The sequence below is a fragment of the Robiginitomaculum antarcticum DSM 21748 genome (assembly GCF_000365025.1).
In the GTDB taxonomy this organism is placed as follows: domain Bacteria; phylum Pseudomonadota; class Alphaproteobacteria; order Caulobacterales; family Maricaulaceae; genus Robiginitomaculum; species Robiginitomaculum antarcticum.
In genome coordinates this window covers 602956-627286 of record NZ_KB823011.1, presented here as the reverse complement: position 1 = coordinate 627286, position 24331 = coordinate 602956, and the positions used below count along the sequence as shown (strand labels likewise).

At 52.5% G+C, this 24331-nt stretch carries 26 protein-coding genes; 22 read left to right on the top strand and 4 right to left on the bottom strand.

Features of this window, described 5'->3' with window-relative positions; translation table 11 throughout:
- The 14 genes from H142_RS0103135 (at window position 1) to H142_RS0103065 (ending at window position 12858) form a co-directional block, all read left to right on the top strand.
- Window positions 1-342, top strand: a complete 342-nt coding sequence (locus H142_RS0103135) for a TrbC/VirB2 family protein (protein WP_083898918.1) — start codon at window positions 1-3, stop codon at window positions 340-342.
- Window positions 342-605, top strand: a complete 264-nt coding sequence (locus H142_RS0103130; protein ID WP_017930644.1) for a VirB3 family type IV secretion system protein — start codon at window positions 342-344, stop codon at window positions 603-605. Before H142_RS0103135 ends, H142_RS0103130 begins: the two co-directional genes overlap by 1 nt.
- Window positions 602-3058 (top strand): conjugal transfer protein TrbE, encoded by a 2457-nt coding sequence (trbE, locus tag H142_RS0103125; RefSeq protein ID WP_017930643.1) that lies wholly within the window; start codon window positions 602-604, stop codon window positions 3056-3058. Before H142_RS0103130 ends, trbE begins: the two co-directional genes overlap by 4 nt.
- The gene (trbJ, locus tag H142_RS0103120) at window positions 3037-3780 is read left to right on the top strand and encodes a P-type conjugative transfer protein TrbJ (protein WP_017930642.1); all 744 of its coding nucleotides are present in this window, start codon (window positions 3037-3039) and stop codon (window positions 3778-3780) included. Before trbE ends, trbJ begins: the two co-directional genes overlap by 22 nt.
- Window positions 3780-5135 carry a P-type conjugative transfer protein TrbL gene (gene trbL / locus H142_RS0103115; protein ID WP_017930641.1) on the top strand — a complete coding sequence of 452 codons (1356 nt, stop codon included), beginning with the start codon at window positions 3780-3782 and terminating at the stop codon, window positions 5133-5135. The genes trbJ and trbL overlap by 1 nt, the downstream gene beginning before the upstream one ends.
- Window positions 5136-5138: 3 nt before the next feature.
- Entirely contained in the window at window positions 5139-5837 is a 699-nt protein-coding gene (gene trbF / locus H142_RS0103110) for a conjugal transfer protein TrbF (protein WP_017930640.1), read from the top strand.
- A complete protein-coding gene (gene trbG / locus H142_RS0103105) occupies window positions 5834-6871 on the top strand; it encodes a P-type conjugative transfer protein TrbG (RefSeq protein WP_017930639.1) in 1038 nt (345 codons plus the stop codon). The genes trbF and trbG overlap by 4 nt, the downstream gene beginning before the upstream one ends.
- Window positions 6872-6972: 101 nt before the next feature.
- Complete coding sequence (locus tag H142_RS0103100) at window positions 6973-8082, top strand: TrbI/VirB10 family protein (protein ID WP_233341555.1); 1110 nt, start codon at window positions 6973-6975, stop codon at window positions 8080-8082.
- Between the two features lie 2 nt (window positions 8083-8084).
- Entirely contained in the window at window positions 8085-8318 is a 234-nt protein-coding gene (locus H142_RS0103095; protein WP_017930637.1) for a DUF2274 domain-containing protein, read from the top strand.
- Between the two features lie 30 nt (window positions 8319-8348).
- Complete coding sequence (locus H142_RS0103090) at window positions 8349-8678, top strand: DUF736 domain-containing protein (protein WP_017930636.1); 330 nt, start codon at window positions 8349-8351, stop codon at window positions 8676-8678.
- A gap of 5 nt (window positions 8679-8683) precedes the next feature.
- Entirely contained in the window at window positions 8684-8911 is a 228-nt protein-coding gene (locus tag H142_RS0103085; RefSeq protein ID WP_033314791.1) for a hypothetical protein, read from the top strand.
- 677 nt (window positions 8912-9588) lie between these two features.
- Entirely contained in the window at window positions 9589-10635 is a 1047-nt protein-coding gene (locus H142_RS0103075; RefSeq protein WP_051048535.1) for a S66 peptidase family protein, read from the top strand.
- 392 nt (window positions 10636-11027) lie between these two features.
- A complete protein-coding gene (locus H142_RS0103070; RefSeq protein WP_017930632.1) occupies window positions 11028-11774 on the top strand; it encodes a tryptophan 2,3-dioxygenase family protein in 747 nt (248 codons plus the stop codon).
- Window positions 11767-12858 (top strand): aminotransferase class V-fold PLP-dependent enzyme, encoded by a 1092-nt coding sequence (locus H142_RS0103065; RefSeq protein WP_017930631.1) that lies wholly within the window; start codon window positions 11767-11769, stop codon window positions 12856-12858. The genes H142_RS0103070 and H142_RS0103065 overlap by 8 nt, the downstream gene beginning before the upstream one ends.
- Here H142_RS0103065 and H142_RS16760 read toward each other — a convergent pair.
- Genes H142_RS16760 through H142_RS0103045 form a run of 4 tightly spaced genes read right to left on the bottom strand, consistent with a single transcriptional unit; the run spans window position 12853 to window position 15861 of the window.
- The gene (locus tag H142_RS16760) at window positions 12853-13050 is read right to left on the bottom strand and encodes a hypothetical protein (protein WP_156811863.1); all 198 of its coding nucleotides are present in this window, start codon (window positions 13048-13050) and stop codon (window positions 12853-12855) included. The two genes, H142_RS0103065 and H142_RS16760, sit on opposite strands and share 6 nt — an antisense overlap.
- Window positions 13014-13400: a cytochrome c-type biogenesis protein gene (locus H142_RS14110; RefSeq protein ID WP_017930629.1), complete on the bottom strand. Its 387-nt coding sequence runs from the start codon at window positions 13398-13400 to the stop codon at window positions 13014-13016. The genes H142_RS16760 and H142_RS14110 overlap by 37 nt, the downstream gene beginning before the upstream one ends.
- Window positions 13397-13930 (bottom strand): DsbE family thiol:disulfide interchange protein, encoded by a 534-nt coding sequence (locus H142_RS0103050; RefSeq protein ID WP_017930628.1) that lies wholly within the window; start codon window positions 13928-13930, stop codon window positions 13397-13399. Before H142_RS0103050 ends, H142_RS14110 begins: the two co-directional genes overlap by 4 nt.
- Entirely contained in the window at window positions 13927-15861 is a 1935-nt protein-coding gene (locus H142_RS0103045; RefSeq protein WP_017930627.1) for a heme lyase CcmF/NrfE family subunit, read from the bottom strand. The genes H142_RS0103050 and H142_RS0103045 overlap by 4 nt, the downstream gene beginning before the upstream one ends.
- Before the next feature lie 253 nt (window positions 15862-16114).
- On the opposite strand from H142_RS0103045, the gene ndhC reads away from it, so the two are divergent.
- The 8 genes from ndhC to nuoG are packed head-to-tail and all read left to right on the top strand — an operon-like array spanning window position 16115 to window position 24312.
- Window positions 16115-16480, top strand: coding sequence for an NADH-quinone oxidoreductase subunit A (gene ndhC / locus H142_RS0103040; RefSeq protein WP_017930626.1), 366 nt, complete (start codon window positions 16115-16117; stop codon window positions 16478-16480).
- 27 nt (window positions 16481-16507) lie between these two features.
- Window positions 16508-17074: a NuoB/complex I 20 kDa subunit family protein gene (locus tag H142_RS0103035; protein WP_026147746.1), complete on the top strand. Its 567-nt coding sequence runs from the start codon at window positions 16508-16510 to the stop codon at window positions 17072-17074.
- A gap of 12 nt (window positions 17075-17086) precedes the next feature.
- A complete protein-coding gene (locus H142_RS0103030; RefSeq protein ID WP_017930624.1) occupies window positions 17087-17686 on the top strand; it encodes an NADH-quinone oxidoreductase subunit C in 600 nt (199 codons plus the stop codon).
- Window positions 17687-17694: 8 nt separating this feature from the next.
- The gene (locus tag H142_RS0103025; protein ID WP_026147745.1) at window positions 17695-18882 is read left to right on the top strand and encodes an NADH-quinone oxidoreductase subunit D; all 1188 of its coding nucleotides are present in this window, start codon (window positions 17695-17697) and stop codon (window positions 18880-18882) included.
- Window positions 18879-20135, top strand: coding sequence for an NADH-quinone oxidoreductase subunit NuoE (gene nuoE / locus H142_RS0103020; protein ID WP_017930622.1), 1257 nt, complete (start codon window positions 18879-18881; stop codon window positions 20133-20135). Before H142_RS0103025 ends, nuoE begins: the two co-directional genes overlap by 4 nt.
- On the top strand, window positions 20135-21445 hold the full coding sequence (nuoF, locus tag H142_RS0103015; protein WP_017930621.1) for an NADH-quinone oxidoreductase subunit NuoF: 1311 nt from the start codon (window positions 20135-20137) through the stop codon (window positions 21443-21445). The genes nuoE and nuoF overlap by 1 nt, the downstream gene beginning before the upstream one ends.
- Before the next feature lie 3 nt (window positions 21446-21448).
- Window positions 21449-22204 (top strand): hypothetical protein, encoded by a 756-nt coding sequence (locus H142_RS0103010; RefSeq protein ID WP_156811862.1) that lies wholly within the window; start codon window positions 21449-21451, stop codon window positions 22202-22204.
- 2 nt (window positions 22205-22206) lie between these two features.
- Complete coding sequence (nuoG, locus tag H142_RS0103005) at window positions 22207-24312, top strand: NADH-quinone oxidoreductase subunit NuoG (RefSeq protein ID WP_026147744.1); 2106 nt, start codon at window positions 22207-22209, stop codon at window positions 24310-24312.
- Window positions 24313-24331: the final 19 nt, after the last annotated feature.

The window sequence follows — 24331 nt, the reverse complement described above, 5'->3', positions numbered from 1 at the left end:
ATGCCGGGACCATTCACCAACACAAATATCAGTCAAAGGATCGTCATCGGACTATTCATAACGGCTGCAGTGATAGTGCTCATGCCGCAAACCGCCCACGCGGCAGGCTCGGCAATGCCCTGGGAAGCGCCGCTTACCAAAATCTTAAAATCAATCGAAGGCCCTGTGGCTAAGATATTCGGCACCATTGTCATTATTATGACGGGCCTTGGATTGGCTTTCGGGGATGCAGGCGGCGGCGTTCGTAAACTCATTCAGATAGTGTTCGGCCTGTCTATCGCGTTTACAGCGACAAGCTTCTTCCTGTCTTTCTTCAAATTCTCAGGCGGGGCGATCATCTAATGACGGACCATCTCGCAGAAGGGTTCGCCATACCGGTTCGCCGCTCGCTCACAGAGCCCATTCTACTCGGCGGCGCGCCGAGGACAGCGGCCATTGTCAACGGCACCATGGCGGCGGCGTTCGGCCTGGGTCTTCAGCTCTGGGCGCTCGGGATCATCTACTATGTGTGCGCCCATACGCTCTGCGTCTTCCTCGCCAACCGTGACCCTCAGTTCGTGGAAGTCCTTATTCGTCACATCAAACATAAGGGATATTTGGCATGATGAACCTCACAGAATATCGAAAGTGTCCGGACAGGCTGTCTGACTATCTCCCTTGGGCCGCTTTGGTCGCCCGCGGCGTGGTTCTTAACAAAGACGGGAGTTTCCAGCGCACGGCGGAGTTTCGGGGGCCTGACCTTGAGAGCTCGACAGAAGAAGAACTGATTGCCACATGCGCGCGTCTGAATAACGCGCTGCGGCGGTTTGGGTCAAGTTGGGCTCTCTATTTTGAAGCCGCCCGTATTCCTGCTAAATCCTACCCAGAATCCGAGTTTACTAACGCCGCGGCATGGATCGTGGAACAGGAACGGCGAGGGGCCTTTGAAGAGACCCGCGAGCTTTACGAGTCCGCTTATTATGTGACATTTCAGTTTATCCCCCCCGCCGATACAACGAACAAAGCCGCAAAACTGTTCATCGAAACGCCTGACGAAGAGACTGAACCTTCCGTTCAAGATCACCTCCAAAGCTTTATGTCCGAAACCGGTAGATGCTTGGACCTGCTGCAGGCTCAATTCCCGATGGCCAAGTGGCTGGGTAATAACGGCACGCTGACATATTTGCATTCGGCTGTATCGCCTCATCGTCACCCCATTAAAACCCCTGATACCCCCGCCTATATTGACGCCCTCATCGGCGGCGCGGATCTTGTGGGCGGCCTTGTCCCCAGGCTTGGTGATCACGCCATCAATGCTGTCAGCATTCTCGGGTTTCCCAATGACACGACACCCGGGATTTTGGACGAGCTTAACACCCTCGGGTTTTCCTATCGCTGGATGACCCGGTTTATGCCGTTAGGTAAGGCGGAAGCCACAAAGGTCATTACAAAAACCCGCCGGCAATGGTTCGCCAAGCGCAAATCTGTCGCCGCGCTACTCAAAGAAGCCTTGATTAATGAGCAATCGGTTCTGGTGGATAGCGACGCGGACAATAAAGCCTCGGACGCGGACGCCGCCCTGCAAGACCTTGGCAGTGATTATGTAGGTTACGGCTATCTAACGACGTGTATTTGCGTGATGCATGAGGACGCGGCCGTCGCTGATGCCCGCATACGGGCGGTTATTCGTATCATCAACGGTAGAGGCTTTGCCACTATTCACGAGAAGGTCAACGCCGTTGACGCCTGGCTTGGGACGCATCCCGGTAACCCTTACGCCAATGTCCGCCTTCCGCTCGTCTCGACTTTAAACCTTGCTCATATGATGCCGCTCTCAGCCGTATGGGCGGGGCCGGAAACAAATGCGCATCTGGACGGCGCGCCCTTATTATATGCGACAACCGAAGGGCATACGCCGTTCAGGCTGGTAACGCACCAAGGCGATGTGGGGCATACCCTAGTCGTGGGGCCGACAGGCTCGGGTAAATCGGTTCTGCTCAACCTGCTCTCCCTTCAGTTCAAACGGTATGAGGGCGCGCAGATTTTCACCTTCGATAAAGGCCGCTCGTCCCGCGCAGCTATTCTGGCATTAGGAGGTGATTTCCACGATCTTGGCGGCGCTGATACGGGCCTCACGTTCCAGCCGCTTCAAAATATCGATGACGAGGCCGAAATTGCCTGGGCGCTTGAATGGGTCTCAGGGCTTCTAACAAGCGAAGGCGTAGTGATAACGCCGGATATTAAAGACGGCGTGTGGTCAGCACTTGGTAGCCTTGCGAGCGCACAGCCGGACCAAAGAACGCTCACGGGACTTTCGGCTCTTTTGCAAAATACAGACCTTAGACAAGCTCTTAAGCCGTTCACGCTGGAAGGCGCTTACGGCCATATCTTGGACGGGAGCGAAGATACGCTTAAGCGCAACAGCGTCCAAGCCTTCGAGATGGAAACGCTGATGCACACCAAGGCGCTAGTTGCGCCCGTGCTGACCTATCTTTTTCATAAGCTGGAAGCCCGGTTCGACGGCAAACCGACATTCCTGATTTTGGATGAAGCTTGGGTGTTTTTAGATGACCCCATGTTCGCTGGCCGCATCCGTGAATGGCTTAAAGTGCTGCGCAAGAAAAATGTGTCCGTGATCTTCGCGACGCAATCCTTGGCAGATATTGCGGATAGCCCTATCGCGCCTGCTGTGATTGAAAGCTGCCTATCTCGCATATTTTTGCCCAATAACCGGGCAATGGAACCACAACAACAAGACATCTACGCCCGCTTTGGGCTAAATAAGCGGCAAATCCAGATCGTTGCCACAGCGATGCCCAAACGGGATTATTACTTTCAGAGCCATGCTGGAAACCGTCTGTTTGATTTGCAGCTCGGGCCCGTGGCGCTTGCCTTTTGCGGCGCGGGTTCTGAGCAAGACCATAAAGATATTGACGTCGTTCAAGATAAGGCGGGCTTGGAAGCCTTCGCGGGCAATTGGCTACGTTTCAAACGCCTTGAATGGGCCGCCGACCTCTTGGGCGCCGAATTTACCACCAATGATGAGGAGGATGTGCCATGGCTCGACGCGGCCGAGTAAAAACACGCATAATCACGCTGACAGCAATCGCTGTGTTGGGGTTGGCCTATACGCCGGCCGCGCACGCGCAGTTTTTTGGCGGTATTGTCTATGATCCCACCAATTATGTTCAGAACTTTCAAACGGCCGTCCATAATCATAGCCAGCTCATAAGGCAGGCCCAACAGCTTCGAAATGAAGCGAATATGCTCATCAATCAGGCTAAAAATCTCAAAAAGCTTGATCTGAACGCTGTCAATGAACTCAACCGGATCTTAGGCGAAATTGCCTATCTCAACTCCCAGGCTGAAAATGTCGCTTATGAGGTCAGCCGGACACGCCAACTTGTCAAAGAACAATACCCAGACGACTACGAAGCTTTTAGCGATGACGATCTTGCGAGGCGGGCCGAGCAGCAATGGCATATGTCGCAGGCAGCTTATGCGGCTTCGATGATTATGCAGTCCAAAATGGTCGAAAGCCTTGAGGAGGATAGGGGCCTGCTGACCAAGGCGATGAACAAAAGCCACGGCGCGGCGGGCGAGTTGCAGGCCGTTCAATCAACCAATCAACTCATCGCGCTATTGGTCAAACAGAACATGCAGATGCAGCAAATGATGGTCTCGCAATACCGGGCGGACAGTATCGATGCCGCCCGGCGTATCGCCATCGAGAAAGAAAGCCAAGAGCGCTTTAAGCGGTTTTCGGGTTCGCGCTCTGCTTATGCGGGGGCAGACAAGTAATGGATGATCTCGGCATAATCGACGAATTCGTCAAAACCTTCTCTACTTATATTGATAGCGGGTTTGGGTTGCTCGGCGGCGAGGTCCAGTACCTGACAGCCGTCTTGATCGGTATCGATATCACCTTGGCCGGTCTTTACTGGGCCATGGGATCAGACAGTTCCATCATCGGCAAGTTCCTGAAAAAGGTCATGTATGTCGGTGTTTTTGCTCTCATTATCACCAATTTTTCGGCGCTCTCGGGCATCATATTTAGCAGTTTCGGCGGGCTAGGGCTGGAGGCAACTGCGACGAGCCTGACCGTCGATGATCTGCTCCGCCCCGGCTTCATTGCCAATACGGGATACGAAGCCGCGCATCCTTTGCTTGACGAAATAACCAAGCTCAGCGGACCCGTGAAGTTCTTTACAAACATTGTGCTGATTGCGGTTCTGGCTCTCGCCTGGATTATTACGCTATTTGCCTTCTTCTTTCTCGCCATCCAGCTTTTTGTCACGATCATTGAGTTCAAGCTGACCACATTGGCGGGATTTATCCTCATCCCGTTCGCTCTTTGGAATAAGACATCATTCCTCGCCGAAAAGGTTCTCGGTAATGTGGTGGCTTCGGGCATCAAGCTCATGGTGCTAGCTATCATCGTCGGCATTGGCTCTACTATCTTTGGCGATATTACGGCTGCGTTCGGCAGCCCGCCCGCGCCCGGCGTTCCTGGTCCGCCGCCTGCGCCCATCAGACTTGAAGACGCCGCTTCAGTCATTCTTGCCAGTATGGCATTGCTTGCCCTCGGCATATTTGGGCCGGGTATCGCCACGGGCCTAGTGTCCGGCGCGCCGCAACTGGGCGCGGGAGCCGCCGTCGGGACCATGGCCGCCATTGGCGGCGGGGCGATTGCGGGCGGAGCGGCCGCAGGAGCGGCAGGCGGCGCAGCGGTGAAAGCATCCGGGACCGCCGTCAAGGCTGGCGCTTCAATGGCGGGCGGCGCGCGGTCAAGTTTTACGCTGGGTAAAATAGCGTCCGGCTCAGGCGGCGTAAAAGGGGCAATGGCGGGCGCTGCTGGTATGGCGCAAGCCGCCGGAGGCGCTGTGGCCAAGGCCGGAGCCGCGGGCGCTAAAAAATTAGCCGCGCCTGTCACAGGCGCACATGCCAGCGGATACCGCGGCGCGGTTAATGCCATGTCCAAAAAAGGCTTGAAGCCAAAGCCTAAGGATGAAGCCAGCGGAAGTGAGCCCAATTGGGCTAAAAAGGTTCACCGTAAACAACAAACCCGTAGCGCCGGACGCTCGGCCTCAAATGCCATTCGCAATAGCGATAGCCACGGCGGGGCAATGGCCGTTTCACTTCAGCAGGAGGATTAGGATATGTGGAAACGCAGCCAATCAAAATACAGCATGACGCCGGTTCCCGACACGCCTTATCAGCGAGCCAAGCAGGTGGTCGATGAGCGCCATGGATCCGCCCTTGTAAGGGGTAAAAATTGGCGGCTCGCTTTCTTTGGGCAGACGGCCCTGAGTGCCATACTCGCGCTTGGTTTTGTCTGGCAGGGCGCTCAGGCCACAATCATGCCTTATGTCATAGAGCTTGACGCCAATGCAGGCGTTAAAAGCGTCAGTCCCTTGCAGGGCGATTACAAACCGACAGATGCCCAAATAGCGAGTCAACTCGCGCGGTTTATCAAAAACGTGAGAAGCATATCCATCGACCCTGTTGTTTTGCGCCAAAATTGGCTCGACGCCTATAATTTTACCACTGACCAAGCTTCGATAACGCTCAATGCTTACGCGCAGGAAAACGATCCGTTCTCAGAAGTCGGACAGCGCAGCGTCACCGTCGATGTCACCAGCATTGTGCGTTCATCCGATGATAGTTTTGAACTTCGATGGCGCGAAACGTCATTTCGAAGCGGCGCGCAGATTGGCGTAGCCGACTTTACCGCAAGCCTATCGGTTATTACCGCGCCCCCTCGCGATGCCGAGACGCTGCACCGCAATCCCCTCGGCCTCTACGTCCACGGCCTCAATTGGTCAAAAGACCTCAATTCAACAGGAGTCTCCCGATGACATATCCACCCGCGCTTACGCGCTCAGTAAAAACTGTATCTGCTCTAGCCATTGTGACGTCCCTTTCAGGCTGCGCGAGCCTTCAGAGCGCGTTCAATGATTTGAAATCATCAAAGACCACAACGCCAAGCGAAATGTCAAAGGCTATCCATATCCCAGAAGCGTCGGGCGAAGGTGAATATAGCATTCAGTCTGCCGTCCATACGCCTAGCATTGTGATGCCGGGGCAGATGAAAGCCAAACCCGCCAGTATCGAATTTTTTGATAGGCCAAGCGTTACGGGCTTTCAGGCGGTAAGTTATGCTAATCAGGCGGCAATTGTTCAGCCGTCCTCGGAGAATTACCTCAACGCCATCCAGCTCTATCCCTATACGCCGGGCTCGGTCTATCAAGTCTACGCAGCGCCGTCGCAAGTCACAGATATTGCGCTAGAACGCGGTGAAGCGCTCACGTCGGTTTCGGCAGGGGATACGCAGCGGTGGACCGTCGGCGATACCGTATCGGGGTCGGGCGCCAATGAACAAGTGCATATTTTGGTCAGGCCGATGGCGGCCAAGCTTTCGACAAACGCCGTCATTACGACCACAAAACGGACTTACTATCTGGACCTAAAATCGTTCGCCGACACTTATATGGCGGCAGTATCGTGGCGTTATCCGCATGACGTTATCAAACAGCTTCGGGGCCCCGCACCCAAAAAGGCTCGCTTTACAAAAGCCGGTTTCAAAACGTCAGACTTGAAGCTGAACCCAGATGAGCTGCGGTTCGATTATCTCATCAAGGGCGATAGCCCGAATTGGAGACCCACGCGCGTCTTTGATGACGGTAAGAAGGTTTTTATCCAATTCCCAAAAAATATGGCTGTATCCGAGGCGCCGCCATTATTTGTAACTGACAAAAAAGGCAAAGGCAGTAAGCTGGTCAATTACCGGGTTAGAGGCGAATACTACGTCGTTGACCGCTTGTTTGACGCTGCCGAGCTTCGCCTCGGCGAAAAAAACCAGACCGTCGTCCGGATTGAGCGCTCATCATGACAGAAAGCTCACCAGAGCTCGCGATCAGGGCTAGGCCGCGCGCTGTGCGAAGATTTAGCCGTAAAGCTCTCATGGCCGGCGCTGCGGCCCTTGGCTCTATAATGTTCGCAGCCTTAGCCTTCGCGCTGCAATCGCCCGACTATAGCGGCGAAAACGGCAATGAGCTTTATAATGTAACCCATAAACCGATGGCTGACGGTTTGGAACTACTGCCAAAATCTTACGGCGAGATGAAACCCAAATTGGGACCGCCATTGCCTGGAGACCTTGGAGCGGCCTATCTCGTGGCTCCGGTCGAACCTATGGCAGAGGCATCGAAACTTCAGCGCCCCGTGTCATATTCAGCTCCGCGTACCGCGCAGCGGCGATATCAGCAAGCTCCTGATCTAACGCCGCCGCAAAATCCTGGAAGTTCTGGACTGTTTTTTCAATTGAGTGGGCGGGGCGAGCAAACCGGACATAGTAAAACTGCCAATCTTGATCCGCAGTATTTTGCGCAATCTCCGCAATATCCTGATTTTACGCCGCCGCCCTCGGCCTTTGATGCTAACCCACTGGACACGGACCCGAACAAACAAGACGCCAAACAGGCCTTCTTAGACCGGGACGCTGACGACATTTATAACAGTCACGGCCTCGTATCCCCGCGCTCGCCCTATCAGGTCATGGCTGGTAATCTTATTCCCGCATCACTGGTGACGGGCTTAAACTCGGACTTGCCGGGGCAAGTAATCGGCCAGGTCACTGAAAACGTCTTTGATACGGTTACGGGTCAGCATTTACTGATACCGCAGGGGTCACGCCTGATGGGCCGATATGACAGCGTCATAGCCTTTGGGCAGAGCAGGGCGCTTGTCGTCTGGACGCGGCTGATACTCCCGAACGGCGATAGCATACAGCTTGATAATTTACCGGGATCTGATGCCCAGGGCTTTGCCGGCCTTAAAGACAAAGTCGATAAGCATACGTGGCAGTTCATCAAAGGCGCGGCGCTATCGTCTTTGCTTAGTATTGGATCCGAACTCGCCAGTGACGACGGCGACCGTCTGACACGCGCCTTGCAAAATGCAGGGCAAGATACGGCCAATACAGCAGGCCAGCGGATCATTGACCGTAACCTGAATGTACAACCCACCCTCAGAGTCCGGCAGGGCTGGCGTTTTAACGTCATTGTCAGCCGTGATCTCATCCTCAAACCTTACGGAGATTGATTATGGCCGACGCCAACACCCCAAAACTAAAATTGTTGAAACTACCTGACACCAAGCCAACGAAGCGCACGATTACAATCGCGCCTGAACTTGACATTGAGTTGAAGGCTTACGCCCAAGTCTATGAAAAGACTTACGGAGATAAGCAGGACGTCAACACCCTCATTCCGTCAATGCTAGCGGGTTTTCTCGCCAGCGATGCCGGTTTCAAGAAGGCTAAGCGCGAGCTGGCCTAATCACCAACGCCAATAACGGAGGAATTTCCCATGGCAACTATAGGCACTTTTAAACACACCACGAAAGGCTATGAGGGAACCATTGCGACCCTTATGACCACACACCGAAAGGTCAAATTCGTCCCTAACGAAAACCCTAAGAGCGATGACAGCCCGAACTATTTTATCAAGTCTGGCCGCAGTGACCTAGGCGTCGCTTGGGACGAGACAAAAAAAGAAGCGGGCGAAGAACCCTTTGATTACATCCGTGTCCTTTTGGATGGCCCTGAAATGGATAAGCCAATCAACGCTGCACTGTTTGATCGCGAAGACGGCGCTGACCTCGTTTGGTCACGACCTAAGCTTCAAAAAGATAACTAGACAGTATGTTTGGCGAGATTCATCGCGCCAAACATAATTCCATGGAAACTCATGAAAAAGACTTGAAGATCGGTTTAGCGATAGCTGCTAGACATATTAATGCATATGGAGATAAATACTGGCCTATATTTGAACGCCTTGAGAATGACCTGGAAACAAAGAAACATCGTGCTAATAGGCTTAAGAGGCGTTTAAAGTTCGCTGAAATAGATGACGATCCAAACCTAGACTGATTCGTCAGGCAATGGTTCGAGTCCTGTTTTTGAATTTTATCTCTTTATAGCTTTTAATATGCACACAAAAATGCACACAAACTTGCACACATAAAATTTATAAATACATGTAAGTAATTGAAGTTATTATAGATTTATAATAATTTTGAGTCCCGTCACTCGCGCCACTTCATCTTGAAGTGGAAATAGATAAGACATTGAGAGGGCTCGGTCTTTAACCGGGCCTTTCTGCTATTTCGGACGCACCCCAAAATGTGGATAGAAAGCGCCGGATAATCTGGTCATGCTTATTGTTTAGTGTCACGCCTTTATCTAGCTGTTAATATCTGGCAAAAACCACCCGACGCATCTTCAGGCGCGGCCGTTCTCCTTCTCTATATCTTTCTCGACTGTAGTCTTTGTTTTAGATTGCGATCAGCAGCCGCCATTCTATGAGTGCATGGTCGCGAAATAATTTGACACGCGCGGCTTTCGAGATGTCTTTTGTCCGCAGCATAGCAACAATTAACAAGGGGAACAAAATCTTTTCTGGCCCAGGCCGAATTCTGTCCCGTTCATGTGACAACGGACGGTCATTATGGCATGCTATCCTGACAATGACCGTTTGAGGCCGGACAGTTTTTTCTTTACACCTTCTGGAAATCTGGCATTGATTTTAAAGACAAGGAGTGCGGAAAATGGACATTGGTCGACGGCATTTAATGGCATTATCCGGATCTCTGGCCATTGCCACCCTTATGGGCGCTGCGGTACCGGCACTTTCGCAGACAAGCAACACAGCCAAGATAAAACCGCCGCGACTGAAAAAAGGTGACGTGGTCGGCCTTGTCTCTCCAGCCAGCAAAAGCTTGGAGCGGTTTGAATATCAAATTTCTGAAGAAGTCGTCACGGCACTGGGCCTGGTACCAAAACGTGGCCAATATGTGGGTAAGGATTTCGGCTATTTAGCGGCTCAGGACATAGAGCGCGCGGCCGATGTCAACGCGATGTTTGCCGATAAATCTGTTAAGGCGATTATGGCTGTGCGCGGCGGCTGGGGCTGCGCGCGAATCCTGCCCTATCTTGATTATGATATGATCCGCGCTAACCCTAAGCCCCTGATTGGTTATAGCGACATTACTGCCCTGCATTTGGCGCTTCAGGCTAAGACGGGACTTGTGAGCTTTCACGGGCCGAATGCGGCGAGTGCTTGGGGAAAAAGAACGCTGGAATACTTTGAGCCCTTATTATTTGACGGCGCAAAACCGACTTTCAAAAACCCCGTTTTGGATGACAACCGGCTGGTTCAACGCAAATGGCGCACGCAAACGATTACGGGCGGTAAGGCAAAGGGTCATCTGATCGGCGGGAATTTGACCGTCATGACGGCATTGGTCGGTACGCCCTATATGCCAAATACAGATGGCGGCATTTTGTTTCTGGAAGACGTAGACGAGGCTGAATATCGTATTGACCGGATGCTGACGCAGTTGGGGCAAGCGGGCCTTTTAAGCGGTCTTAAAGGTGTTGTATTCGGTCAATGTACGAGTTGTAACACGTCTAGCGGCAGTGGGTTTGAGCTGTCCGAAGTCCTGGAACAGCATTTCAAACCTTTGGGTTTGCCAGCCTTTCACGGCGCATTCTTCGGGCATATGGCTGATCAATTTACCATCCCGCTCGGTATTGAGGCTGAGATCGACGCAGACACTGGCACGCTGCGTTTGCTCGAAGCTGCGGTTCTCTGATCCGTACTGGCCTGTGTTAGCTTACAGGCGAGGATGATAAGCTGTGTCATCATGGCACGTCGAACCCGGAATCGGAAATCTTATAATTTAAATTATGGGTAAGAATGCGGGTGATTATGTAGGTAGAAAATTTGTAGATGACACCTAACAACTGAAATACATAGATAAATGAACTGAGTTTGGTTCCGGTCACTCGCGTCACTTCATTTTGAAGTGGCGCAAAAGTCCCTCTTGTTTACACACGCGGTGAAACAGCCTAGCTTTCAGTTATGCATCGTCTTGTACACATTCCCCTCGCAGAACTTGTCTTGCGTAAATGGCGAACCGGCCATTCATAATCCACTGTCATCGTTTGAATTATTTATACGCTACGACCTTGATGGAGAAAAAGAATGGACCGGAAAAAATACGAAAAAGACATGCGCGGCGCGGGCAAGCTCGACTACGAGATCTACCTGAAAACTGAACATTTACTCGCCTGTCAAAAAGCGACGGAGGACTTATGTCATCCGGATGAGCTTCAATTTATGATCGTCCATCAAATCGAAGAGCTGTGGATGAAGCTCATCGCGGCCTCGCTTCTGGATGCCAATGACGAAATGCGCGCGCGCAATAGTCTTAAAGCACTGACTCTGTTTCGCCGTGTGCATATTTGTCAGGAATTGATGAGCCAGCAGCTGACTTTACTGGAGACGATGTCGCCTAAAGATTATCAACAAATCCGGCTTTTGCTGGGTAATGGCAGCGGGCAGGAAAGTCCGGGCTTTCGTGTTCTGCTCAAAATGCCCGCAGATTTATGGACGACCTATAAAGATGTCTATCTGGACGGTGATAACCGTACGCTGGAGCAGGTTTATGACAGCGATTATCGTCATGATGACGCCTATATGGTGGCAGAAGCGCTGGCCGAATTTGATGAACAATTTCAAAAGTTTCGCGGCGATCATATGCAGTTGATTTACCGCACGATCGGCGTTGCGGCGAAATCGTTGAAAGGTCGCCCTGTTGAGATTCTCAATGACGGCATGCGCCAGAAATTCTTCCCGGATCTCTGGCAGGTTCGCGCCGATATGACAGATCGGTGGGGCAGCACTTATGGTGAAAAACGCGACAAGCTCACGCCGAGCTCTGATGCGTAAGCACTTTCACGTCCCGGATAATTACTTTCTCTCCCATAGCGTCGGATGCTTGCCGAAGGCTGTTCAAGACGCCGTGAGCGAGCGCTATTTCGGGCCGTGGATATCGGGTGAGAACTGGGCGCAATGGATGTCTGCTGTGGACGGTTTTCGCGCAGGCGTAGCACGCCTTCTTAGCGTTAAAGCATCCACAGTTTGCCCGCAGACAAATATCTCTTCGGCGTTGACTAAAATACTCTACAGCCTACCGCGTGAAGCGGGGCGCAATGTCATCGTCCTGTCAAAATCTGATTTTCCCACTATCGGATTCGTCTTTAAACAGGCCGAGCAACACGGCTTTAAAATCAGATATGTGGAGAAATCTCCGACAGAAGTGCAGGGCTGGGCGGACGCTATCGATAAGACTGTGGCGCTGGTTCATATTACCCATGCTCTGTCCAACACATCACATATTTTGCCTGTCGAGCAGATCTGCACATTAGCCAAAGCGGCGGGCGCGTCTAGTGTAGTCGATGCCGCGCAGTCTTGCGGTATCGCGCCTGTGACGCCCGCGCTTTGGGGCGCTGATTTTTTGACGGGAACGGGCGTAAAATTTCTCTGCGCAGGGCCGGGCGCATGTTTTTTATACGTCTCGCCGGATATGATTAGCCGCTGCGCACCGATTGATGTCGGATGGTTTTCGCATGAAAATCCGTTTGAAATGGATATAGAGCGGTTCACTTACGCTGATGATGCCATGCGGTTTTTTGGCGGAACTCCGTCACCTGCGCCGCTTGTATCGGCTGTCGCAGCCTTGACGCTTTTGGGCGAGATTGGGCAGGACAATGTGATTGAGCGTGTAAAGAACCATATTGCTACGCTGACAGCGGATATGCCGGATGACGTCCTTGTCTCTCCGCGTAACGGACAGCCTCACGGAGCGGCCTTTGTCGTCGCGCCGACTGACCGCAGCGCATTACGCGCCGCTGTCAAAGCCAATGACATATTATGTGACGAGCGTGAGGAGGGCTTTCGCTTTTCCGTGCATGGCTACATAAGTGACACCGAAGTCGCCGCATTACGCAATCTCGTGCTTGCGCATTTATAGTAAGAAATTTGGCGTTCCTATCACAGCGTAAATCGCTGTAACTGCGATCACTATTGAAACCATTAGAGCCAGCTTAACGCGCTTGTCAGAGGCAGGCAGCGCGCTGACCAGCGCAAGTCCGCTGACCAGCGCGATGCATATGACGGCCAGCCAGATCATGACGCGGCGGACTTTCGGCGCAGAAGAAACCACAGCAGTAGCATAATAAGAAGGGCGGGCGGGCCATACCAGAGCAGGCGCGTATTATTTTGTATGGGGGGATTGCGCAGGACGAAATCGCCATAGCTGTGCTGCATGTAGTCCATGATTTGGGCTTCGGTCTGTCCCGACGCGAGCCGTTCGCGCACCATAACGCGCATGTCAGCGGCAAGCGGCGCATCGCTATCTTCGATAGATTGGTTCTGGCAAACGACGCAGCGCAGTTTGCGGCCAATGTCTCGTGCTTGCGCCTCAATTTCCGGCGGATAATCATAAGCGTCTTGCGCGAAGGGGGGCAAAGCGAACAGCGCAATGCAAAGGAGGGCTAGCAGCGCGCGGATCATGATTCGGCCTGCAATTTCTGGATTAGGGGCAATATCTCTTTGACCACGACATCTGGCGATAAAGCGCCGGAATATTTATATCGAATGCGTCCGGACTTATCGACAATATAGGTTTCCGGCGCGCCCACAACGCCAATCTCCACAGCCAATATACTCGCCGGATCAAAGGCGACGACGTGATAAGGATTTCCATTATCCGCAAGCCAGTTTTGCCCCGCTTCGCGTGTGTCGCGCCAGTTAATGCCGACCAGTTGAAAACCGTCAAGCTTGCGCATTTCCATCAGGCCGGGATGCTCATAAATACAGCTGGTGCACCACGAGCCAAAAACATTTACGACGCTGACCTGGCCGAGAAGCACGCTGCGATCCACAGTTTGCTGCTCGTCAAACAGGCTGGTCAGTTCAAATTCGGGAAAGGGCTCGTCGATAAGCTGTGAGGGGAGAGCGGCAGGGTCGCGCGTAAGACCAATCGCCAGCGCGATGCAAAACCCGGCAAACACAGCAAGCGGTATAAGGGCTTTCCAATTCATGACGTCAGATCCTTATTGATCTGCATTCGCTTATCTCCAATGCTTATGAACCCTGCCAGCGCCATTATCAGCGCGCCAATCCAAATCAAGCTTACAAAAGGTTGGTAATAGGCCCGGACAATATAGCCTTTTTGAGGGTCGCCCTCACCAATCGCCACAAACACTGTATCCTTTAGCCGTAAGCGAAACCCGGCTTCCGTCGTAAACATGGGGGGCTGATCATAATAACGGCGCTCGGGCAGAAGATCGGGCAGGGTACGGCCCTTATGGGTGACGCTGATCACAGCGCGCATAAATTGATAATTCTCACCCTCACCGACGCCTAGATCAGTGAGCGTAAATTCATAACCTGCCGTGCTTATGGCTTGTCCCGGTTTGAGGCGCGCAATATTTTCCGCCGAGCCTGTCGACATGGCCGTTATGCCGGCTGTGACGACAGCCATGCCCAGATGGGCTAGGAGGAAGCCATATGTTGCGGCAGGCAGGCGGGTCAGGCGGCGTAGTCGGTTCGGCCCTGCCGGAGTTTTTGAGAGAAAAGCCGTAAATGTGCCGTAAGCGAGCAAAGCGGCAAGACTATAGCCGAGCACTGCGCCTGCACTGCGCCCGAATGCATAAAGAGCCAGCCCGGACAAGACGGCGACAATCGCCCCGGCAATCAATTTACCTTTAATGCGTGACAGGCTGTCCGCGCGCCATTTCAGTAAGGGACCGAAGGACATAAACACGATCAGCAGCAGCATGACGGGCGTGTAGAGGCGATTGAAAAACGGCTCTGCGACCGTGATCTTCTCGCCGGTAAACATGTCGATAAACAGGGGATAGAACGTCCCGAGCAAAACGATAAAGGCCGCGACGATAAGCAGTATATTGTTGAGAATAAGCGCCCCGCCGCGTGAAACGGTCGCGATGGTGACGCTTCCCGTCAATGTACTTGACCGAATGGCATAAAGCGTCAATGCCGCGCCGGTTACAACGGCCAGAATGATCAAGATAACAACGCCGCGCGTCGGATCCACAGCAAAGCTGTGCACGCTAACCAGAATGCCGGAGCGCACGATAAATGTCCCGATCAGGCAGAGCGAGAATGTGGAAATGGCGAGGAGCACCGTCCAACTGCTCATAGCGTGGCGCGTACCCAGTACCATAATGCTGTGCAGAAGCGCTGTGCCGAGAAGCCACGGAATGAAGCTGACATTCTCCACCGGATCCCACATCCACCAGCCGCCCCAGCCCAGTTCATAATAGGCCCAGAAGCTGCCGATTGTAATGCCGGCTGTTAGAAAGCTCCATGCGAGCAGTACCCATGGACGAAGCCAGCGTGCCCAGATGGCGTCGACTTTGCCTTCAATCAGTGCAGCTATCGCGAATGAGAACGCTAGCGAGAATCCGACATAGCCCATATATAAAAGCGGCGGGTGTATGGCGAGGCCCGGATCCTGAAGCACGGGGTTAAGCCCTGTGCCGTCCATTGCAGCGGGAAACAATCGTTCAAACGGATTAGAGGTAAACAGGGTGAAGCCGATAAAGGTCGCGCCCAGTCCGCCCTGTATGGCAAGGGCTCGCGCTTTAAGCGGCGCTGGCAGGGCCTTGCCGAACGTTGCGGCGAGCGCGCCGTATAGCGCCAATATCAATACCCAGAGCAAAATGGAGCCTTCGTGATTGCCCCAGACTCCGGATATTTTATATAAAAGCGGTTTGGACAAGGCCGAATGATTAGCCACGAGCAGTACAGAGAAATCACTGAGCAGAAACGATGTGGTCAGGGCTATAAAACTCGCGGCGATTAAGATAAATTGCAGTAAGGCGGCACGGCTGGCCAATGCCATCAGAGCGCCATGACCGCGTGCTGCCCCCCATAACGGCAAAGCAAATTGCAATATGGCTACGCAAAACGCGGCAATCAGCGCAATATGTCCCAGCTCGGCAATCATGGCGCGACGCTAAGCTGCTTGCGGGAGCTTCGCAAGACAGGCTGAACATATCACGGCGCGCAAATTGGCGCACTGAATACCGACTTTGAGACCCTGCTTTAAGACAAAAGGAATTTCAGCGCCAAGCGTTGCGAATCTATTCCACTGCGCTATGAGAGGCCGTTATTGTGTTGACCTATCTGCTATCGGGGTGCGACTCAAAAACGCCGTTAATAAGGTGGGCAAGCACGCCGCCATGGAGTAGAAAGACATTATGTCCGATTTCCTGCGTGAATATCTTCCGATTCTCGTTCTGCTCTTTGTGGCAGGCGGGTTTTCTGTGGCGCTTTTACTGGCCGCCAAGGTTTTGGCGCCGTCTGAGCCTGACCGTGAGAAGCTGTCGACATATGAGTGCGGGTTTAATGCTTTTGACGACAGTAAAATGAAATTCGACGTCCGGTTCTATCTGGTGGCCATTCTATTTATTATCTTCGATCTGGAAGTCGCCTTCCTGTTCCCATGGGCGGTTTCGCTTGAATATATCGGGGTTTATGGCTGGACAGTGGTTATGATTTTTCTAGCTGAGCTTTTTGTCGGTCTGATCTATGCTTGGAAAAAAGGTGCGCTGGACTGGGAATAACCCGTCTATGTGCGCGAAGAGGTTTTTATGAGCGAAATTATCATGCCAGCCGGCACCGCCGCCCGCGATTTGGGCACGCCGGCCTATGATCCCAAAAAGCATGATCCGTTTTTTGACGGGATGTCCGATCAATTGGCGGATCGCGGCTTTATCACTGCGGCGTCAGACGATTTGGTGACATGGGCGCGCACGGGCAGCCTGATGTGGATGACCTTCGGACTTGCGTGCTGCGCGGTAGAGATGATGCAGGCGTCTATGCCGCGTTATGATGTCGAGCGTTTCGGTTTTGCCCCGCGCGCCTCCCCGCGCCAATCCGACGTGATGATTGTGGCCGGAACTCTGACCAATAAAATGGCGCCTGCGCTGCGCAAGGTCTACGATCAAATGCCTGCGCCGCGTTATGTTATCTCGATGGGAAGCTGCGCCAATGGCGGCGGTTATTATCATTATTCCTACGCGGTTGTACGCGGGTGTGACCGCATTGTACCTGTCGACATTTACGTTCCCGGATGCCCCCCGACCGCCGAGGCGCTGGTCTACGGCATTTTGCAATTACAGAAAAAAATCCGCCGCGAAGGCAATATTCAGCGCTAAGCGCGGAGCAGGATGATGAAAGATATTCTCAACCATATCACGGCCGAGCTTGGCGAAGCGGTGATTTCCTCTAATCTTGATAATGACGAGATGACGATCGAGATCCGCCGCCGCGATATCGTCAATGTACTTACACTCTTGCGCGACGAACCGAGTCTGAAATTCACAACGCTGATCGATATTTGCGGTGTGGATTACCCGTCTCGTGAGCGTCGTTTCGACGTTGTCTATCATCTGCTGTCTATGCCGCATAATCACCGCGTGCGGGTTAAGCTGTCGACCGAGACCGAAACGCCTGTGCAGAGCGTTATTTCGGTTTACCCGTCCGCGGATTGGTATGAACGTGAAGCGTTTGATATGTACGGTATCGCCTTTGAAAATCATCCTGATCTGCGCCGCCTGCTGACCGATTACGGTTTTGAAGGCCATCCTCTGCGCAAAGACTTCCCGCTCTCCGGCTTTGTCGAAGTGCGCTATGACGATGCCCGCAAAGCCGTGGTTTATGAGCCGGTGAATTTACCTCAGGAGTACCGCAGCTTTGATTTCATGAGTCCTTGGGAAGGAGCCAAATACATTCTCCCGGGTGATGAGAAGGTTGAGGAAAAATCGTGATCGAATCCATGAACGAAACTCATCCTGAAGACGACCGTAAATTTACGATCAATTTCGGCCCGCAGCATCCGGCGGCGCATGGCGTTTTGCGCCTTGTGCTGGAGCTTGAGGGCGAAGTTGTGCAGCGCGTTGACCCGCATATCGGACTGCTGCACCGGGGCACAGAAAAGCTGATCGAGCATAAAACTTATCTGCAAGCGCTGCCGTATTTTGACCGGTTGGATTATGTCGCGCCGATGAATCAAGAGCATGCCTTTTGCATGACCATTGAAAAATTGTTGAACATTACCGTGCCGCGCCGCGCTCAATTTATCCGCGTTCTGTATAGCGAAATTGGCCGCATCCTGTCGCATATGCTCAATATCACGACCCAGGCCTTGGATGTCGGCGCGCTGACTCCGCCGGTCTGGGGCTTTGAAGAGCGCGAGAAGCTCATGGTGTTTTACGAGCGCGCCAGCGGCTCACGCATGCATGCGGCTTATTTCCGACCGGGCGGTGTCCATCAGGATTTACCGCCGGATCTGATTAGCGATTTGATGAGTTGGTGCGATCAATTTCCGCAAAAGCTAAAAGATATTGAGACCTTGCTGACTGAAAACCGGATTTTCAAACAGCGTAATGTCGATATTGGTGTCATCTCTAAACAGGAAGCCATACAGCTTGGGTTTTCCGGCGTGATGGTGCGTGGTTCCGGCATTGCCTGGGATCTGCGCCGCAATCAACCTTACGAAGTCTATGATGAACTGGATTTCAAAATACCACTGGGTAAAAACGGCGATTGTTATGACCGCTATCTCTGCCGCGTTGACGAAATGTATGAGAGCGTCAAAATCATGCGCCAATGTTTGGAAATGATGCCGGACGGCCCCGTTCTGACACTGGATAAAAAGATCGCGCCGCCGCGCCGCGTGGAAATGAAGCAAAGCATGGAGGCGCTGATCCATCACTTCAAACTCTATACGGAAGGGTTCCACGTTCCGGCGGGGGAAGTCTATTGCGCCGTTGAAGCGCCTAAAGGTGAATTTGGCGTCTATCTGATTTCTGACGGAAGTAATAAGCCTTATCGCTGCAAAATCCGTGCGCCGGGCTTTCCGCATTTGGCTGCTATGGATTATATGAATAAAGGCCATATGCTGGCCGACGTATCCGCGATCCTGGGCTCGCTTGATATCGTATTTGGAGAGATCGACCGATGAGTACCCGCCGCCTCGCCATACGCCAGCCTGAGAGCTTTACGCTTTCCGCTGCCGCTAAAAAAGAAATTGCGGGTTGGGTTAAGAAATATCCAAAAGCGCGGCAACGCAGCGCTATGATACCTGCGCTATGGATTGCACAAAAAGATGGGGATGGCTGGCTGCCTGAGGCCGCTCTGCGCGCAGTCGGTGATTTGCTCGATATGGCTTATATCCGCGTCTACGAAGTCGCGACATTCTACACGATGTTTAATTTGGCGCCTGTCGGCGTGCACCATGTGCAGCTTTGCGGGACGACTCCGTGCTGGCTGCGGGGATCAGATGATCTCATCGCCATGCTTAAGCGCAAAATCGGTCCCAAGGGCAGCATATCTGAAGACGGTAAGCTGTCATGGATAGAAGTGGAGTGTCTGGGCTCTTGCGCTAACGCGCCGATGGTTCAGATTTCTAACGCTCAAAGCGATCATTATTACGAGGATTTAACGGCTGATACCCTTGAGGCTGTGCTGGATAAATTGGTGGCCGGAGGCGCGCCTGGACAAGGACCGCAAAATGGACGGCATACGTCCGAGCCTAAAGGTGGTACCAAGGTATTAACCACCCAGAATTTGTCAAAAGCCCGCGGCAAACTCACTAAATTGCCCAATGCTGAGACCAAGGCTAAAATAAATTATTATGAGTGGGATCCCAAAGAGCGCCGCGCGACACGGGGCGGATGGGTGGATCCCAAGCTTAATGCTAATCCCGACCCTAAAAAACGTCCTGATAATGCCGGTAAAGATATGTCGGCCGGGCTGATCGATAAACCGGCTTTTGCCGCCAAACCCGAACGGGCCAGCGAGCCTGCGTCCAAGAAACTAGGCGACAAACCGTCGGAAGTCGTGTCGGATGCAGCAGATGTGCCGTCGCCGCGCAAGGCGGTTAAGACCAAAACCAAAACAAAAGCCTGGAAACGCACGCCTGTGAAATCCGACGCGGTACCTTCGAAGCCCAAAGTGCTCTACACAGACGGGCCATCAGAAGGTGATCCTGATGATTTAAAGAAAATCAAGGGTATAGGGCCGAAATTTGAAGCAAACTTGAATGCGAGCGGTGTCTATTATTACCGCCAAATCGCGGCATGGAAAGCTGCGGACATCAAGACTGTCGAAGACAAGGCGGATAAATTTACCGGCCAGATTAAACGTGACGAATGGGTCAAACAAGCCAAGGCGCTGTCCAAACACGCGGCAGGGCGGACGAAGGGCAAGACATAATGACCGAGCTTCTTCAAGATAAAGACCGGATTTTCCAGAACCTTTACGGGCTTAAGGATCACCGTCTGGACGCCTCGCGCGAGCGCGGCGCGTGGTATGGCACATCCGCCATGATAGAGCAGGGCCGCGACTGGATTATCGGTCAGGTCAAGGCTTCGGGCCTTCGCGGCCGCGGCGGGGCAGGGTTTCCGACAGGTCTGAAATGGTCATTTATGCCTAAAGAAGTGGGCGCGCGCCCGCATTATTTAGTCGTCAATGCCGATGAGTCTGAACCCGGTTCATGTAAAGACCGTGATATTTTGCGCCATGATCCGCATTTGCTGATCGAAGGCTGCTTAATTGCGAGTTTCGCAATGCAGGCCCATGCGTGCTACATCTATGTGCGCGGCGAATATATTCAGGAACGCAACCGCTTGCAGGCCGCAATTGACGAAGCATATGCCGCAGGACTTGTCGGCAAAAATGCCAGCGGAACGGGCTGGGATTTTGACATCTATATGCATCACGGCGCGGGCGCTTATATTTGCGGTGAAGAGACGGCTTTGCTAGAATCTCTCGAAGGCAAAAAAGGCCAGCCTCGCTTAAAGCCTCCTTTTCCTGCGGGCGCAGGTCTTTATGGCTGCCCAACGACTGTTAATAATGTCGAATCGATTGCTGTTGTGCCGACGATTTTGCGTCGCGGCGTGGACTGGTGGACGCAATTTGGCCGCGACAATAATAAAGGCACGAAGGTTTTCTCGATCTCCGGCCATGTTAATAAGCCCTGCAATATTGAAGAAGCGCTTTCTATCCCGATGAAGACGCTGCTTGAGGAATATGCGGGCGGCGTGCGCGGCGGCTGGGATAATTTGAAATGCGTTATTCCGGGCGGCTCCTCCGTTCCGCTCCTGCCCAAAGAAATTTGTGATACGGTTTTGATGGATTTTGACGCCCTGCGTGAACATCAATCCGGCCTCGGCACGGCTGCTGTGATCGTGATGGATAACTCCACGGACGTGATCAAAGCGATTGCGCGCCTGTCTTATTTCTACAAGCATGAGAGCTGCGGTCAGTGCACGCCGTGCCGCGAAGGTACGGGCTGGATGTGGCGCGTTATGGAGCGCATGGTGCGAGGCGACGCCGAAACAGCAGAGATTGATATGCTGCTCGACGTTTCGAAACAGGTCGAAGGCCATACCATTTGCGCGCTTGGTGATGCCGCGGCGTGGCCCATTCAGGGCCTTATCCGTCATTTCCGGCACGAGATTGAAGACCGCATCGATAATTACCGTGCGGGCAAGCCCGTCTTTGTCCCAGTGGCGGCGGAGTAGGGCGTGTTGTATAAATCTAACTATTTATATCGACTGTGGCTTAGTTTTTTAGCCGCTTTTTTAATGAATTATTCTGCTCTTGCATTCGCTCAGCAGAGGTCAGAAATTGATGTTACAGTGACTGAAGGAGTAGCAGAAGTCAGTGTACCTGAGTCTTATGTAGCGCCTGATAGGCGCGTAATAGAAAGAAATATTCCAGCTGTAACGCGACAAGTTACCCATAGAGTGGTTAAAACTCCACAGTCCCTCGATACAATTAATGGCATAAAGGGAAAAATTGACTTCAGTAGAAATCTATTTGAAGAATATCATTGTAAGGAATGTGTGGATGGGTCTTGTGAGGCTGAACTGGCTAGGTTTAAGGTATGTCAATTATCAGTTCAAATTATCGAATCTGAAATTGAAAATATTACATCCACCTCCAACTATCGTATCTCTGCACTAAATTATGAAAATATGATTTTCCATAATCACGCAAGGCAGACTAAAATTATTTTCTTTATTTCCAATTTTATTCTTATGGCTGGTTTTATTGCAGCTTTGGTTGAATTGTGGAATGCTCAAAAACTTAGAATAAAAGCTTCAAAGATAAGAAATAATATGGACAATACAGATGTCGTAGTTTCGCCTAGTGACATTGATGTAACACTGGGTTTTGACAGGTTAGCTTTAAAGTCCAGTATAAATGGTGTTGCGCTGTTTGTGATCACAATATTCTTCTATTTTATGTATATAAAATTCGTTTACTCGGTAGTATGACTATGAGCGACCTACGCAAAATCAATATTGACGGCACGGAATATGAAGTGCCGGCTGAATATACGCTCATGCAGGCGTGTGAAGAAGCGGCAGGCGTGGAGATTCCACGGTTTTGTTACCATGAGCGCCTGTCTGTGGCGGGTAATTGCCGCATGTGTCTGGTTGAATGGGTCGGCGCGCCAAAGCCTCAAGCCAGTTGCGCGCTGCAAGTCAAAGATTTGCGCCCGAACCGTGACGGCACCCCAGCCAATATCCTCACCAATTCCGAGACTGTGAAAAAAGCCCGCGAAGGCGTGATGGAATTCTTGCTTATTAATCATCCGCTGGATTGCCCGATTTGCGACCAAGCTGGCGAGTGTGATTTGCAAGACCAGGCCATGGCGTATGGCCGCGATTTTTCCCGCTTTGAGGAAAATAAACGCGCAGTAGATGATAAATTTATGGGCCCGCTAGTCAACACGATCATGACGCGTTGCATCCAGTGTACGCGCTGCGTTCGCTTTATAACCGAAGTGGCGGGCGTCGAGGAAATCGGGATGGCTAACCGCGGTGAAGACGCGGAAATTACAACATATCTAGAGAAGTCTTTGACGTCGGAATTATCCGGTAATGTGATCGATTTATGCCCGGTGGGAGCGCTGACGTCCAAGCCATATGCCTTTAATGCCCGTCCGTGGGAACTGGAGAGCGTCGAGAGCATCGATGTGATGGACGCTGTCGGCTCTAATATCCGCATTGATAGTAAATCCGGACAGGTTCTGCGCATTCTGCCGATCATCAATGAAGAGGTGAACGAGGAATGGATTTCCGATAAAACCCGCTTTGTCTGGGACGGTCTGACACGGCAGCGTCTGGATAAGCCCTATATCCGCGAGAACGGTAAGTTGCGCGCGGCAGGCTGGGACGAAGCCCTGGCCTTGGCAGCTGATAAGCTGAAAGGCGGTCCATCACGTATAGCGGCGATTGCCGGCGATTTAATGGACGCGGAGTCCATGAAAGCGCTCAAAGATCTGATGACGAGCCTCGGCGTACGTAATCTTGATTGCCGTCAGGATGGCAGCGTCGTTGGCGGCGGACCGCGTCAGGACTATTTGCTCAACACCACCATCGCCGGATTAGAAGACGCTGACGCCGTCCTTATTATCGGTGCCAATCCCCGCCTGGAAGCCCCGCTCGTGAATGCCCGCATTCGTAAAGGTTGGCTTCATGGCGATATGGCTGTCGGCTTATTGGGGGAGGCTGTTGATCTGACCTACAATTATGATCACTTAGGCGCGGGAAGTTCTGATCTTACAAAATTCATGAAGTCTACCAAAGGCTTCGCAAAGACCTTTAAAGCCGCCAAGCGACCGGTCATAATCATTGGCCAATCCGTTCTCACGGGTGATAACGCGCCCGCTTTGCTGCGCAGGGTCGGTGAATTTGCGAAAAAGTCTGGCGTTGTGACACCGGGCTGGAACGGATTTAACGTATTGCACACAGCCGCGAGCCGCGTTGCAGGTCTGGATATGGGCTTTTTGCCCGGTGAAGGCGGCGTCGGCACGGCGGGAATTATATCAAAAGCTGAAGCGGGAGAACTGGACACAGTCTATCTTCTTGGCGCCGATGAAATTGACAGCGATTTTGGCAATGCCTTCGTGATTTATCAAGGCAGCCACGGTGATAACGGCGCGCATAGCGCCGATCTTATCCTGCCCGGCGCGGCCTATACCGAAAAATACGGACTTTACACAAATACAGAGGGCCGCGTTCAAGCCGCCAACATAGCTGTGCCCCTAAAAGGTGATGCTAAAGAGGATTGGGCGATTATTCGGGCGCTATCGGCGCATTGTGACCGGGTTCTGCCTTATGACAGCCTGGATCAGCTTCGCGAGAAATTATTTGCCGATCATCCCGTCTTTGCGGGGCTGGGACACGCTCCCGGCGCGCAAGGTGCTGAGGACTTTGATCCGGCAAAAATGGGTAAGGCGGGCGATTTGGCTGATTATAATTTCGCCGTCAGCGTTCGTGAGTTTTATCTTACCAACCCAATCGCGCGGGCCAGTAAAGTAATGGCTGAATGCGCAGCGCTAAGCGATATAACGCCACTCGTGGAGGCTGCTGAATAATGTTTGCCAATTTCATCAT